This window comes from Streptomyces beihaiensis (assembly GCF_026274175.1).
Classification (GTDB): domain Bacteria; phylum Actinomycetota; class Actinomycetes; order Streptomycetales; family Streptomycetaceae; genus Streptomyces; species Streptomyces beihaiensis.
The window spans coordinates 1-14,463 of sequence record NZ_JAPHNL010000069.1; the positions used below are offsets into that span (position 1 = coordinate 1).

Below are 14,463 nucleotides of genomic sequence, written 5' to 3' on the forward strand. Positions count from 1 at the left end.
CGGACCAGGCCCCGGCCCTCGACATCCGCGGTCTGCGCGTGGTGGTCGGCGCGGGCGGGCCGCAGGGGCCGCCGAAGAAGAAGAGGTTCATCGACTACCCGCGCGCGTACAAGCAGGGCTGGCGTCGTTGGGTGCCCTCCTGGCGTCTTGTCACCGGTACCTGCGTGACGTTCTTCGGTGGCCTGCTGGCCGTGGCCGGGATCAGCTACGCGATGGTCGGCGTGCCGGACATCGCCAAGACGGCCCAGGCACAGAACAACGTCTACTACTGGGCCGACGGTTCGCAGATGGTCGCCACCGGTGGTGAGACCAACCGGCAGATCATCAAGTACGCGGACATCCCCAAGGCCATGCGCTACGCGGTGATGTCGGCGGAGAACAAGACCTTCGAGACGGACAAGGGCGTCGACCCCATGGGTATCGCCCGCGCCCTGTTCAACATGGCGAAGGGCGGCGAGACCCAGGGTGGCTCGACGATCACCCAGCAGTACGTGAAGAACGCGATGCTGAACGACCAGTCGCAGACGATCTCCCGTAAGTTCAAGGAACTGTTCGTCGCGATAAAGGTCGGCCAGACGGTCCCCAAGGACCAGGTCATGGCCGGCTACCTGAACTCCGCCTACTACGGGCGGGGCGCCTACGGCATCCAGGCGGCCGCCCGCGCGTACTACAACACGGACGCCTCGAAGCTGAACCCCAGCCAGTGCGCGCTCCTCGCCGCGACGCTCAAGGGCGCCACCTACTACGACCCGGCCGGGTCGCCCGAGATCGATCCGGTGAACGCCACGGAGGCGAAGAACCACGCCCGTGCCGAGGCCCGCTGGAGCTGGATCCTCGACCAGGAGGTCAAGAACAAGTGGCTGTCCCCGCAGGAGCGGGCGCAGTACACGAAATTCCCCGAGCCCGGCGCGCCGCACGCGAACTCCCGGCTCGGCGGACAGATCGGCTACCTGGTCCACCTCGCCAACGTGGACATCCTCAAGAGCGTCCCGGGGATGACCCGCCAGAAGCTGGAGCTGGGCGGCTACGAGGTGCACACCACCTTCGACAAGTCGCTCGTGAACAAGCTCCAGAAGTCCGTGCAGAGCGTCTACGACAAGAACATCGACCCCAAGCGCGTCGTCAACGGCAAGCACACAGACACGAACGTGCAGTTCGGCGGTGCCTCGATCGATACGTCCACCGGGGCGATCAAGGCCATCTACGGAGGCAAGGACGCCACCAAGCACTACATGAACAACGCGGACGTGACCGGTGCGCAGGTGGGCTCCACGTTCAAGGCGTTCGTGCTCGCGGCGGCGATGAAGTACGGCGTCAGGGACCCGGACCTGGGGCCGGACCAGGGTGAGAGTTCCCGCACCATCGTCTCCCCCAAGAGCCTGTACAGCGGCAAGAACGGGCTCAAGATCAGAAACTATGACGGCACGATCTGGAAGAACAAGGAGGGGAAGGAGTGGAACCAGACCAACGACGAGCACGAGTCCTTCAACCCGCCGAGCTACCAGATCGATCTGCGTGAGGCCATGAGGGAGTCGGTGAACTCCGCCTACGTGCAGCTCGGTATGGATGTCGGTCTGGACAAGGTGAAGGAAGCCGCCATGAGCGCGGGCCTGCTGGAGGGCAATTTCGCCGACTCGTCCTACCCTTCGTTCTCCCTGGGCACGTCCGACCCGAGCGCGATCCGGATGGCGGACGCGTATGCCACGTTCGCCAACAGCGGCCAGCAGAACGAGCCGTACTCGGTGACCTTGGTCAAGCACGAGGGCGAGAAGGTCTACGAGCACAAGAAGGCTCCGAAGTCTGCCTTCGACCCCAAGGTGGCCGACAATGTCACCAACGTGCTCAAGACAGTGGTGGACAAGGGCACCGGTACGCACGCGCGTCTGCCCGGCCGCGACGTGGCGGGCAAGACCGGTACCACGGACGGCAACAAGTCCGCCTGGTTCGTGGGATACACGAAGCAGCTGTCGACCGCCGTCACGATGTTCCGGTTCAATGACGACGCCAATGCCAAGAACCGCAAGTTCCAGGAGATGTACGGCACCGGCGGCATGAAGAAGGTCTTCGGCGCGTCGTTCCCGACGAAGATCTGGCACGACTACATGGCCGGCGCCATGGCGGGGCTGCCCAAGCTGCCGTTCCCGACCCCGCAGCCCATCGGCAAGGTCGTCGGGGCCTCCCCCAGCCCGTCTCCGACCCCGTCGGTGACCGCCTCGCCGTCGGACACGGCGCCCGTGTCGCCCAGCGCCACCCCGTCGAGCCAGCCGTCCCCGTCGACCAGCCAGACATGCAGCAAGTGGGACTGGACCTGCAACGGCACCGGCGGGAACGGAAACGGCGGCAACGGTGGCGGCGCCGGCGGCACGACAGGCGGGGTGACCTCGTCGCCGTCGCCGAGCCCGTCCGACACCACCGGCAACACCAGAGGCAATGGAAACAGCGGAGGTGGCCTCTTCGGAGGGGGCGGCTGATCCTGACACCGACACGCAGAGTGTTTCACGTGAAACAGCACGTGTTCCACGTGAAACCGTGCGTGTTCCACAACGGCGAGGGCCGCCGCACCCACCTGGTGCGGCGGCCCTCGCCGCATTCTCAGTGACGTACGGCAGGATGTGCGGCATGCCCAGTGCAGAGACGATGCAAGTGAATCCGCAGCAGCCGGATCCGGTACTGCCGACCGCAGAGGACACGGTCGCGGCGGCCGGCAGCGAGTTCATCGGCGGCCCCCTCGGGCGGCGGGCGCTGCTCGGAGCCTCCTGGTGGACGCCGGTTCGTGTCATCGCGCTCGTCATACTCGGCATGTTCGCCCTCGGCATGGTGCAGAAGCTGCCCTGCTACGACGGGGCCTGGTTCTACGGAGCCAGCTCGCAGTACACGCACGCCTGCTACTCGGACGTCCCCCACCTCTACCAGGGGCGTGGCTTCGCCGACGGGCTCGTGCCGTACTTCGACAAACTCCCCGGCGACATGGACTACCTCGAATACCCGGTACTCACCGGTGTGTTCATGGAGGTCGCCGCGTGGCTGACGCCGGGCAGCGGCACCATCCAGCACCAGGAGCAGGTGTACTGGATGGTCAACGCCGGGATGCTGATGATCTGCGCCGCGGTCATCGCCGTCTGTGTCGCGCGCACCCACCGTCGGCGCCCCTGGGACGGCCTCCTGGTCGCACTGGCGCCCGCGTTCGCCCTGACCGCCACCATCAACTGGGACCTGTTCGCGGTGGCCCTGACGGCGGCCGCGATGCTGATGTGGTCGCGAGGCCGCTCCCTGGCCTTCGGCGTGCTGCTCGGCCTCGCCACCGCCGCGAAGCTGTATCCCGTCCTGCTGCTCGGACCGTTGCTCGTGCTGTGCTGGCGGGCCGGGAAATGGCGTGCGTTCGGCATGGCGACGCTCGGCGCCGTGGTCTCGTGGCTGGTGGTCAATCTGCCCGTGATGGCGTTCGCGACGGCGGGGTGGGCGAAGTTCTACACCTTCAGCCAGGAGCGCGGAGTCGACTTCGGGTCCTTCTGGCTGATCATTGCCCAGCACCGGTCCACCCCGCTGGACAAGGACACGGTCAACCTCCTGGCCGTGGCGCTGATGCTGCTGGCCTGCCTGGGCATCGCGGCACTCACCCTGACCGCACCGCGCCGCCCGCGCTTCGCCCAGCTCGCCTTCCTGGTGGTGGCCGCCTTCATCCTCACCAACAAGGTCTACTCGCCGCAGTACGTGCTGTGGCTGATTCCGCTCGCCGCGCTGGCGCGGCCGAAATGGCGGGACTTCCTGGTCTGGCAGGCGTGCGAGGTGACGTACTACCTCGGCATCTGGCTCTACCTGGCCTACACGACCAGCGGCGACAAGCATCAGGGCCTGCCGACCCTGGGCTACCAGGTGGCCATCGGCATCCACCTCCTGGGCACGCTCTACCTCTGCGCCGTCATCGTCCGGGACATCTGGCTGCCGGAGCGGGACGTGGTGCGTCGCTCCGGCGACGACGATCCTTCCGGGGGCGTCCTCGACGGGGCCGACGACGCCTTCGTCCTCGGGCAGGCAGCCCATCCCCCGCGGCACGCCGTACACGCCGTCGAGGGGCCGGCGACGGTCAACTGGGGCAGGAGCCCGGACGGGTCCTTCTAGGCGGGCACAGGCCGGACCACGGCCTCGGAAACGGCGACGGGCCGGACACCCCTGGGTGTCCGGCCCGTCGCCCGTGCGCCGCTCGGCCTGCGTCCGCGCGGTCAGCGGTCGATGAGCCGGTCGAACTGCGTGGTCGTGTGCCGCAGATGGGCCACCAGCTCCTCGCCCACCTTCGGCTCGGGCGCGTCGGCCGGCACGATGAGGATCGACACCTGCATGTGTGGTGGCTCGGCGAACCAGCGCTGCTTGCCGCCCCAGACGAACGGCGAGAGGTTCCGGTTCACCGTGGCGAGACCCGCGCGAGCCACGCCCTTGGCCCGCGGCATGACGCCGTGCATCGCCTTCGGGGACTCCAGGCCCACCCCGTGTGAGGTACCGCCCGCCACGACCACAAGCCAGCCGTCCGAGGCCGCCTTCTGCTGGCGGTAGCCGAACCGGTCGCCCTTGGCGACGCGTGTGACGTCCAGGACCGAGCCGCGGTACTCAGTGGCCTCGTGGTCGCCCAGCCACAGCCGCGTACCGATCCGCGCCCTGAACCGGGTCTGCGGGAACTGCTGCTGCAGGCGCGCCAGTTCCTCCGCCTTGAGGTGGCTCACGAACATGGTGTGCAGCGGCATCCGGGCCGCGCGCAGCCGGTCCATCCAGCCGATGACCTCCTCGACGGCGTCGGTGCCGTCGGTGCGGTCCAGCGGCAGGTGGAGTGCGAAGCCTTCGAGCCGCACGTCCTGGATGGCGTGGGCGAGCTGCGGCAGGTCCTGTTCGGTGACACCGTGCCGCTTCATCGACGACATGACCTCGATGACGACACGGGCGCCGACCAGACCATGGACGCCGTCGACCGAGGAGACGGAGCGGATGACACGGTCGGGCAGCGGCACCGGCTCCTCACCGCGCCGGAACGGCGTCAGCACCAGCAGGTCACCACCGAACCAGTCCTTGATCCGGGCCGCCTCGTAGGTGGTCCCGACGGCGAGGATGTCCGAGCCGAGACGGGTGGCCTCCTCGGCGAGGCGCTCGTGGCCGAAGCCGTAGCCGTTGCCCTTGCAGACGGGGACGAGCCCCGGAAACTGCTGGAGCACCTGCTTGTGGTGTGCCCGCCAGCGCGCGGTGTCGACGTACAGCGTGAGCGCCATGGCCGGTCCCGGAACCTTTCTCGTGGCTGCGGTGTGCAGAAGAAGCGGAGAGTCTGATGAGCTGCGTGAGAGCTACGTGAATTGTGCCGGGTCGGCCGACGATCGCGTCAGCGCCGGGACATATACATGTCGAGCGCCTTGTGCAGCAGCTTGTTGAGCGGGAAGTCCCACTCACCCAGGTACTCGGCGGCCTCGCCACCGGTGCCGACCTTGAACTGGATCAGGCCGAAGAGGTGGTCGGTCTCGTCGAGGGAGTCGCTGATGCCGCGCAGGTCGTAGACGGTGGCGCCGAGCGCGTAGGCGTCGCGCAGCATCCGCCACTGCATCGCGTTCGACGGCCGGACCTCACGACCGATGTTGTCGGAGGCGCCGTAGGAGTACCAGACGTGCCCGCCGACGACGAGCATGGTCGCCGCCGCCAGGTTCACACCGTTGTGCCGGGCGAAGTAGAGGCGCATCCGGTTGGGGTCCTCGGTGTTGAGGGCCGTCCACATACGCTGGAAGTACGACAGAGGGCGGGGGCGGAACTTGTCGCGCTCCGCCGTGATCTCGTACAGGCGCTGCCACTCCGCGAGGTCCTGGTACCCCCCCTGGACCACCTCGACACCGGCCTTCTCGGCCTTCTTGATGTTGCGGCGCCACAGCTGGTTGAACTGCTTGTGGACCTCTTCCAGAGAGCGGTTGGCCAGCGGAACCTGGAAGACGTAGCGCGGCTGTACGTCGCCGAAGCCCGCGCCGCCGTCCTCGCCCTGCTGCCAGCCCATGCGGCGCAGTTTGTCCGCGACCTCGAAGGCGCGCGGCTCGATGAAGTCCGCCTCGATGTCGCGCAGGCGCTTCACGTCCGGGTCCTGGATGCCCTTCTTGATGGACGGGGCCTGCCAGCGGCGGATGACGACCGGCGGGCCCATCTTCACGGAGAAGGCACCCTGCTGCTTGAGGTGCGCGAGCATCGGGCGCAGCCACTCTTCGAGGTTCGGTGCGTACCAGTTGATGACCGGGCCCTCGGGCAGGTACGCCAGGTACCGCTTGATCTTGGGGAGCTGCCGGTACAGCACGAGCCCCGCGCCGACCATCTCGCCGGTGCGGTCGTCGAACCAGCCCAGGCTCTCCGAGCGCCATTCAGCCTTCACGTCGGCCCAGGCCGGGACCTGCATGTGGCTCGCCGCGGGCAGGCTCTGGATGTAGGCCAGGTGCTGCTCTCGGCTGATGGTCCTCAGGGTCAGGCTCATTCGGGGCGCTCCTCGGGCTGGTGTGTCCCCATGGGTACAGGGGCTCCGGCTCTCGCGCCGAAGCCTACTGCGCCCCGCGAGCGCCCCGAATGGCTGTATGGAGGTCCGGCCGTGGCGGCGGCCCGGCCCCGGGATGTGACCTGCCGCGGAGCCCTACCCGATGACTCCGCCGAAGAGGCCGCCGTGGGCCATGCCGATGAAGAAGCCGACGGCTGAGGCGCCCAGGCTGAGGATCAGACCGAACCGTTCACGGGTCGTCGCCGAGACGAACTGGCCGTAGGCGGCGACGAGGATCCCGACGAGGCCCGTCCAGGAGCTGAGCAGATGGAGGTTGTTCCAGATCGAGGAGATGATCGCGGTCGCCCCGAGCACCATGGCCACACCGAGCAGCGTGTCCTGGAGCGGATGGGGCTTGCCGTCGGTGGCGAACAGCGAAGAGCCGGAAGTGTTGGGTCGCAATACCTGTGCCATGTGGGCACCTCCTGCGGAAGGCGGCGCATCGTAGCGCCGTACACACCCGATGTGTACAGATTGCCGCCGTCGGCCGCCGGATTTCAACCGGAAGCCGAGGTGCGGGTACTCTGTACCGTCTGCACCGGTGTCTGCCCAGACCCGCCACGGGTCACACGGCAACCGGTGCGTACGCATCACGACCCTCCTGCCACGGAACGACCGTGGCCGCTGAGTCCAAAGGAGGTGGGTTCCACATGCGTCACTACGAGGTGATGGTCATCCTCGACCCCGATCTCGAGGAGCGTGCGGTCTCCCCGCTGATCGAGAACTTCCTCTCCGTCGTCCGTGAGGGCAACGGCAAGGTCGAAAAGATCGACACCTGGGGCCGTCGTCGTCTCTCGTACGAGATCAAGAAGAAGCCCGAGGGCATCTACTCGGTCATCGACCTGCAGGCCGAGCCTGCGGTCGTCAAGGAGCTCGACCGCCAGATGAACCTGAACGAGTCGGTCCTCCGGACCAAGGTCCTCCGCCCCGAGACCCACTGAACTTCCTAGTTCAGCGGCGCTCGGGACTCGAGTAGCAGCAAGCAGCCAGCAGCAAACCCGCCGAGAGGTTCCCCCATGGCAGGCGAGACCGTCATCACGGTCGTCGGCAATCTTGTCGATGACCCCGAGCTGCGCTTCACCCCGTCCGGTGCGGCGGTCGCGAAGTTCCGTGTCGCGTCCACCCCCCGCACCTTCGACCGTCAGACCAACGAGTGGAAGGACGGCGAGAGCCTCTTCCTGACCTGCTCGGTCTGGCGTCAGGCGGCGGAGAACGTCGCCGAGTCGCTCCAGCGAGGCATGCGCGTCATCGTGCAGGGCCGGCTGAAGCAGCGGTCCTACGAGGACCGTGAGGGCGTCAAGCGCACGGTCTACGAGCTGGACGTCGACGAGGTCGGCGCCAGCCTGCGCAGTGCCACGGCCAAGGTCACCAAGACCTCCGGCCGCGGTGGCCAGGGTGGGTACGGCGGCGGTGGCGGCCAGCAGGGCGGCGGCTGGGGCGGTGGCCCCGGTGGCGGTCAGCCGCAGGGTGGCGGCGGTGCTCCCGCCGACGACCCCTGGGCGACCGGTGCGCCGGCCGGTGGCGGCCAGCAGCAGGGCGGCGGCGGTGGCTGGGGCGGAAGCTCCGGCGGCTCCGGCGGCGGCTACTCGGACGAGCCCCCCTTCTAGGGATCTGTGCCCTTCAGGGGCCGGGCTCGCACCCACACTTCTTGATCACACAGGAGAAACACCATGGCGAAGCCGCCTGTGCGCAAGCCTAAGAAGAAGGTCTGCGCTTTCTGCAAGGACAAGGTCACGTACGTGGACTACAAGGACACGAACATGCTGCGGAAGTTCATTTCCGACCGCGGCAAGATCCGTGCCCGCCGCGTGACCGGCAACTGCACGCAGCACCAGCGTGACGTCGCCACGGCCGTGAAGAACAGCCGTGAGATGGCGCTGCTGCCCTACACGTCCACCGCGCGATAAGGGAAGGGTGACCGACTCATGAAGATCATCCTCACCCACGAGGTCTCCGGCCTCGGCGCGGCCGGCGAGGTCGTCGACGTCAAGGACGGGTACGCCCGTAACTACCTGATCCCGCGGAAGTTCGCTATCCGCTGGACCAAGGGTGGCGAGAAGGACGTCGAGCAGATCCGCCGTGCTCGCAAGATCCACGAGATTGCGACGATCGAGCAGGCCAACGAGGTCAAGGCTCAGATCGAGGGCGTCAAGGTCCGCCTGGCCGTCCGCTCCGGCGACGCCGGTCGTCTCTTCGGTTCCGTCACCCAGGCTGACGTCGCTTCGGCGCTTCAGGCCGCCGGTGGCCCGAAGGTCGACAAGCGCCGCGTCGAGCTGGGCTCGCCGATCAAGACGCTGGGCGCCCACGAGGCGACCGTGCGTCTGCACCCCGAGGTTGCCGCCAAGGTCGCCGTCGAGGTCGTCGCTGCCTGAGCACTGCCCTGAGCAGCGCTGAAGCGAATGTGGGGCCGCACCCTTCGGGGTGCGGCCCCACATGTTTCACGTGAAACGGCGTTTCACGCGACCAGTTGACGCTGTCGTTTCACGTGAAACAGCGTCACCGTGTCGCCCCCGTGACCGCCCACCGGCCGGAGCGGTAGCGCGTCCAGAGGGTCAGCATGCGCACGGACATCATCAGCGCCATCGCGATCCACAACGCGGTGAGTCCGCCGCCGACGACCGGAACGAGAAGGGCCGCCGGTGTGAAGACGGCCAAGGTGATCAACATGGCCCCGGCCAGATACGGCCCGTCGCCGGCCCCCATGAGCACGCCGTCGAGGACGAAGACGATCCCGGAGACGGGCTGGCAGAGCGCCACGACGATCAGTGCCGGGAGGGCGGCGTGCTGGACGACCGGGTCACTGGTGAACAGCGGGACGAACGCCGGTCTGGCGACGACGACCAGCGCGCCGAGCACCACTCCGGAGAAGACGCCCCACTGCACCATGCGGCGACAGACGTCCCGTGCGCCTTGTGCGTCGTCGGCGCCCAGGTAGCGGCCGATGATGGCCTGGCCCGCGATGGCGATGGCGTCGAGTGTGAACGCCAGCAGGCTCCACAGGGACAGGATGATCTGATGCGCGGCCACGTCAGCGTCGCCGAGCCGCGCGGCGACCGCGGTGGCGATCAGCAGGATCGCGCGAAGGGACAGCGTACGGACGAGGAGCGGAGCGCCTGCCTGGGCGCAGGCACGGATACCCGCCAAGTCGGGGCGCAGGGACGCGCCGTGCTGCCGAGCCCCGCGCACGACCACGGTGAGGTAGACGGCGGCCATGCCGAACTGGGCCGTGGCGGTTCCCCAGGCGGAGCCGGCGATGCCGAGCCCGGCACCGTAGACGAGTCCGGCGTTGAGCGCGGCGTTGGCGATGAAGCCCGCGACCGCGACGTAGAGCGGGGTCTTGGTGTTCTGTAGGCCACGTAGGACTCCGGTGGAGGCCAGGACGACCAGCATGGCCGGAATGCCGAGAGCGGAGATGCGCAGGTAGGTGATCGCATAGGGTGCGGCGGTGTCGGAGGCTCCGAAGAGGCTCACGAGGCCCGGGGCGGACGGAAGGACGACCGTGATGACGGCGGCGCCGAGCAGCAGAGCGAGCCAGATGCCGTCCATGCCCTGCTGGATCGCTGCCCGCAGGTCGCCCGCGCCGACTCGGCGGGCCACCGCGGCGGTGGTCGCGTACGCGAGAAAGATGAAGACGCTGACGCCCGTCATCAGGAGGGCCGAGGCGACAGCGAGTCCGGCGAGCTGCGCGGTGCCGAGGTGGCCGACGATGGCGCTGTCCGCCATGAGGAAGAGCGGCTCCACGACGAGCGCTCCGAACGCTGGAACGGCGAGGGCGACGATCTCCCGGTCGTGCCGTCGGCGGGCAGCCTTGGGCGCTGCGGGGGCCTGTGTCATACCCACCAATCTAATCTTCCACAGGTAAGAGATGCAATGGCGCTAGGACCCTTACTCAGGGTGGTGGTGCGCGCGGCTTCGGGCGGCGCCCGCGGAGATCTTGGGCCAGCTGGGAAAGTTTTTCTCCTGCACAGCCAGTGGATGGGAAAGTGGCAGGTCAGACTGGATGTGCGGAGGTCCTTGAGGGCTTGTTCACAGAGCTGTCCACCGAGTCGTGCACAGGTTTTGCCCACTTCTCCACAGGCATGACCCCGCTGTCCACAGCGCCTGTGGATAACCAGATTGGCTGACGGTGCCCGCACGCCTACCGTTGTCCGGCGCCCACTGTGTCCTCTGCCCTCGGAAACCTCACAGAACCGATGCGTCATGACCGGAGTTGGGTCTCTAGCTTTGTCAGTGTCGTGCCGTAGGAATGAGTGGGCACGGCGAGGTCCGCTCGGCGGACGGGAGGAGGTGGCCCGGTGAGTATCTCCGAGCCTTTGGACGACCCGTGGGCCGACAGCGGTCCGGGTGATCGTCTGCCTTCTTCGCGACAGCGCCGTGCGGGCGGCCGAGGCGCGAGCGGCGAGCACGAGCGGGGCGACGGTGGCTGGGACGAGGGCGCCGCGACCTTCGAGCGCGTGCCGCCGCAAGACCTGGACGCCGAGCAGTCCGTGCTCGGTGGCATGCTCCTGTCGAAGGACGCCATCGCCGACGTCGTCGAGGTCATCAAGGGCGCCGACTTCTACAAGCCGGCCCACGAAACGATCTTTCAGGCGATCCTCGACGTCTACGCGAAAGGCGAGCCGGCCGACCCGATCACCATCGCCGCCGAGCTCACCAAGCGCGGCGAGATCAACAAGGTCGGCGGCGCATCGTATCTGCACACCCTCGTCCAGCTGGTCCCCACGGCCGCGAACGCGGAGTACTACGCGGAGATCGTCCACGAGCGGGCCGTGCTCCGGCGCCTCGTCGAGGCCGGTACGCGAATCACGCAGATGGGATACGCGGCCGACGACGACGTCGACGAGATCGTCAACAAGGCGCAGGCCGAGGTCTACGCGGTCACCGAACAGCGGACCAGCGAGGACTACCTGCCGCTCGGCGACATCATGGAGGGCGCGCTCGACGAGATCGAGGCGATCGGATCCCGCAGCGGAGAGATGACCGGTGTGCCCACCGGCTTCACCGACTTCGACTCGCTCACCAACGGTCTGCACCCCGGCCAGATGATCGTCATCGCGGCCCGCCCGGCCATGGGTAAGTCGACACTCGCACTGGACTTCGCGCGCGCCGCGTCGATCAAGCACAACCTGCCGAGTGTCATCTTCTCCCTCGAGATGGGGCGCAACGAGATCGCGATGCGTCTGTTGTCGGCCGAGGCGCGGGTGGCCCTGCACCACATGCGGTCCGGCACGATGACGGACGAGGACTGGACGCGGCTCGCCCGCCGGATGCCCGAGGTGTCGGCCGCGCCGCTGTACATCGACGACTCGCCGAACCTGTCGATGATGGAGATCCGCGCCAAGTGCCGTCGCCTCAAGCAGCGCAACGACATCAAGCTCGTGATCATCGACTACCTGCAGCTGATGCAGGCCGGCGGGTCCAAGCGGTCGGAGAGCCGACAGCAGGAGGTCTCGGACATGTCCCGTAACCTCAAGCTGTTGGCGAAGGAGCTGGAGATTCCGGTGATCGCGCTCTCGCAGCTGAACCGAGGCCCCGAGCAGCGTACGGACAAGAAGCCGATGGTCTCCGACCTGCGTGAGTCCGGCTCCATCGAGCAGGACGCCGACATGGTGATCCTGCTGCACCGCGAGGACGCGTACGAGAAGGAGTCCCCGCGGGCGGGCGAGGCCGACATCATCGTGGGCAAGCACCGTAACGGTCCGACCGCCACGATCACGGTCGCCTTCCAGGGCCACTACTCGCGCTTCGTGGACATGGCACAGACCTGATCCGTGTGGGGCCGCCGAGGTGGAGTGCTGTTGCTCAGCGCCTCGTCTCGTACCTGGTCAGGACCACGCCGCCGGGAAACGTCCGCGTCTCCACCAGGTTCAGCTGCACCCAGTTGTCCAGCGCGGTGAAGAACGGCGTGCCGCCGCCCACCAGGACCGGATGGGCGGCGATCGCGTACTCGTCGATCAGCCCGGCGCGCATGGCCGCCCCGGCGAGCGTTGCGCCGCCGATGCTCATCGGACCGCCGTCCTCGGCCTTGAGCCGGGTGATCTCGGCGATCGCGTCGCCGGTGACCAGGCGGGCGTTCCAGCCGACCTTGTCGATCGTCGAGGAGAACACCACCTTCGGCGTGTCCCGCCAGTTCCGCGCGAACTCGATCTCCGCCGCGGAGGCGCCCGGCTGCTGGTCGCCGGTCGGCCAGTAGGAACTCATCGTCTCCCACAGCTTGCGCCCGTACAGCGACAGGTCATTGGCCTGCTCGCGGTCCAGCCACCACTGGAACAGTTCGGCGCTCGGCGGTCCGCTCCAGCCGATGTCGTCGCCGGCCGCGGTGATGTAGCCGTCCAGGGTGAGGTTCATGCCGTAGATCAGTTTCCGCATGACCCAGCCTTTCACCAGTGCAAGCCGCCTGATCTCGACCTCGCTCTCACGAGGAAATACCACGATGTGCGAGGTTCCACACCACGACGAATTCGGTCGACGTGAAAGACATGAGCGGGATGGACTGTGCCCATGACGACTTCAGCGGAAGAACTGCTGCCCGCCACCCGGCGCGCCCTGGTGCATCGCATCGCCACCGCACAGAGCGAAGGCCGCGCGCCGTCGCTCGTCGCCGCTGTGGCGAGGGACGGCGCGCTGGTGTGGACCGGCGCGCGTACTTCGGTGGAGGGACATGGGCCCGATGAGAACGTGCAGTACCGGATCGGCTCGATCACCAAGACGTTCACCGCTGTCCTGGTGGTGCGGTTGCGTGACGAGGGGCTGCTCGACCTGAGCGATCCGCTGGAGAAGCATCTCCCGGGCACCGGAGCGGGAGAGGTCACCATCGCCGAACTGCTGGCTCACACCGGCGGGTTGGCGGCCGAGACACCGGGCGAATGGTGGGAGCGCAGCTGCGCCGAACAGCGGCCGACGCTGGCACATGTCCTGGGCGAGCAGCCGTTCCGGCACCCGGTGGGCCGTCGCCACCACTACTCCAACCCCGGCTATACGCTGCTGGGTTCGCTGGTCGAGAAGGTGCGTGGCGTTCCGTGGGAGGAGGCGCTGCGCGGCGAGATCCTGGAGCCGCTCGGCCTGGCCCGCACCGGCGCTCAGCCGCAGGCGCCGCACGCCGGGGGATGGGCCGTGCATCCGTACGCGGACGTGCTGCTGCCGGAGCCGTCCGAGGATCTCGGTCTGATGGCGCCCGCCGGACAACTGTGGTCCACGGCAAGGGACCTGGCGGTCTTCGCGGCCTTTCTCACCAGGGGCGACGACCGTGTGCTGGGCGCGGACTCCGTGCGGGAGATGAGGGCGCCCAGCGCGCCCACCTTGCCGGGCGACTGGGACGCGGCGTACGGGCTCGGTATGCAGCTGGCGCGACGGGGTGGACGCACGCTCGCCGGGCACAGCGGATCGCTGCCCGGTTTCGTGGCCGGGCTGTGGCTGAGCGAGGAGGACGGTCTGGTGAGCGTGGCGCTGGCCAACTGTACGTCCGGTGTGCCGGCGGCGACGTTGGCCGCCGACCTCCTGGGGATCGTCGCACAGGCGGAGCCACGCATCCCTGACCCCTGGCGGCCGCTGCCGGAGGTCGACACCGCCGTACTGGAGCTGGTGGGCCCCTGGTACTGGGGGACGCAGCCGACGGCGCTGCGGCTGACCGCCGGCCGTGGCGTCGAGCTAGGGCCGATGGCCGGTGGCGGGAGGGGCTCGCGGTTCCGGGACAACGGTGACGGGACCTGGACGGGCCTTGACGGCTACTACGCCGGTGAGCTGCTGCGTGCCGTCCGGAGGCCGGACGGCACCGTGAGCCATTTGGATCTCGGGTCTTTCGTGTTCACGAGGGAGCCGTACGAGAAGGATGCGCCGATCCCGGGAGGCGTGGATCCGGAAGGGTGGCGCGGCCTTCCGTAGGAGGAGTGAGGGCAGTGCTCGGCGGCGTGTGGCGGTGTTTCACG

Annotated in this window: 13 protein-coding genes; 8 read left to right on the forward strand and 5 right to left on the reverse strand. The window is 68.1% G+C overall.

The window, feature by feature from the left end:
• Window positions 1–41 precede the first annotated feature (41 nt).
• Together OFY01_RS08705 and OFY01_RS08710 are read left to right on the forward strand one after the other, a co-directional pair.
• On the forward strand, window positions 42–2,471 hold the full coding sequence (locus tag OFY01_RS08705) for a transglycosylase domain-containing protein (protein ID WP_266597970.1): 2,430 nt from the start codon (window positions 42–44) through the stop codon (window positions 2,469–2,471).
• A gap of 139 nt (window positions 2,472–2,610) precedes the next feature.
• A complete protein-coding gene (locus OFY01_RS08710; RefSeq protein WP_266597972.1) occupies window positions 2,611–4,119 on the forward strand; it encodes a glycosyltransferase family 87 protein in 1,509 nt (502 codons plus the stop codon).
• A gap of 101 nt (window positions 4,120–4,220) precedes the next feature.
• Here the strand turns inward: OFY01_RS08710 and OFY01_RS08715 are convergent, their stop codons facing one another.
• The 3 genes from OFY01_RS08715 to OFY01_RS08725 all read right to left on the reverse strand — a co-directional run bounded on the left by OFY01_RS08715 (window position 4,221) and on the right by OFY01_RS08725 (window position 6,952).
• On the reverse strand, window positions 4,221–5,252 hold the full coding sequence (locus tag OFY01_RS08715) for an alanine racemase (RefSeq protein ID WP_266597956.1): 1,032 nt from the start codon (window positions 5,250–5,252) through the stop codon (window positions 4,221–4,223).
• 107 nt (window positions 5,253–5,359) lie between these two features.
• On the reverse strand, window positions 5,360–6,481 hold the full coding sequence (locus tag OFY01_RS08720) for a lipid II:glycine glycyltransferase FemX (RefSeq protein WP_266597957.1): 1,122 nt from the start codon (window positions 6,479–6,481) through the stop codon (window positions 5,360–5,362).
• 153 nt (window positions 6,482–6,634) lie between these two features.
• Entirely contained in the window at window positions 6,635–6,952 is a 318-nt protein-coding gene (locus OFY01_RS08725) for a hypothetical protein (protein ID WP_266597959.1), read from the reverse strand.
• Between the two features lie 236 nt (window positions 6,953–7,188).
• Between OFY01_RS08725 and rpsF the strand changes: the two genes are divergently transcribed.
• From rpsF to rplI, 4 genes are all read left to right on the forward strand, one after another.
• The gene (rpsF, locus tag OFY01_RS08730; RefSeq protein WP_266597960.1) at window positions 7,189–7,479 is read left to right on the forward strand and encodes a 30S ribosomal protein S6; all 291 of its coding nucleotides are present in this window, start codon (window positions 7,189–7,191) and stop codon (window positions 7,477–7,479) included.
• Window positions 7,480–7,554: 75 nt separating this feature from the next.
• Window positions 7,555–8,145, forward strand: coding sequence for a single-stranded DNA-binding protein (locus OFY01_RS08735; RefSeq protein ID WP_266597961.1), 591 nt, complete (start codon window positions 7,555–7,557; stop codon window positions 8,143–8,145).
• 63 nt (window positions 8,146–8,208) lie between these two features.
• Complete coding sequence (gene rpsR / locus OFY01_RS08740; RefSeq protein ID WP_003949403.1) at window positions 8,209–8,445, forward strand: 30S ribosomal protein S18; 237 nt, start codon at window positions 8,209–8,211, stop codon at window positions 8,443–8,445.
• Between the two features lie 18 nt (window positions 8,446–8,463).
• Entirely contained in the window at window positions 8,464–8,910 is a 447-nt protein-coding gene (rplI, locus tag OFY01_RS08745; RefSeq protein WP_266597962.1) for a 50S ribosomal protein L9, read from the forward strand.
• A 124-nt stretch (window positions 8,911–9,034) separates the two neighbouring features.
• On the opposite strand, the gene OFY01_RS08750 is transcribed toward rplI, so the two are convergent.
• Window positions 9,035–10,372 (reverse strand): MATE family efflux transporter, encoded by a 1,338-nt coding sequence (locus tag OFY01_RS08750; protein ID WP_266597963.1) that lies wholly within the window; start codon window positions 10,370–10,372, stop codon window positions 9,035–9,037.
• 461 nt (window positions 10,373–10,833) lie between these two features.
• Between OFY01_RS08750 and dnaB the strand changes: the two genes are divergently transcribed.
• Complete coding sequence (gene dnaB / locus OFY01_RS08755; RefSeq protein ID WP_266597964.1) at window positions 10,834–12,306, forward strand: replicative DNA helicase; 1,473 nt, start codon at window positions 10,834–10,836, stop codon at window positions 12,304–12,306.
• Window positions 12,307–12,340: 34 nt separating this feature from the next.
• Here dnaB and OFY01_RS08760 read toward each other — a convergent pair whose 3' ends face one another.
• A complete protein-coding gene (locus OFY01_RS08760) occupies window positions 12,341–12,907 on the reverse strand; it encodes a dihydrofolate reductase family protein (RefSeq protein WP_266597966.1) in 567 nt (188 codons plus the stop codon).
• A gap of 132 nt (window positions 12,908–13,039) precedes the next feature.
• Here OFY01_RS08760 and OFY01_RS08765 point away from each other — a divergent pair, with 132 nt between their 5' ends.
• The gene (locus OFY01_RS08765) at window positions 13,040–14,419 is read left to right on the forward strand and encodes a serine hydrolase domain-containing protein (protein WP_266597968.1); all 1,380 of its coding nucleotides are present in this window, start codon (window positions 13,040–13,042) and stop codon (window positions 14,417–14,419) included.
• The last annotated feature ends 44 nt before the right edge of the window (window positions 14,420–14,463 follow it).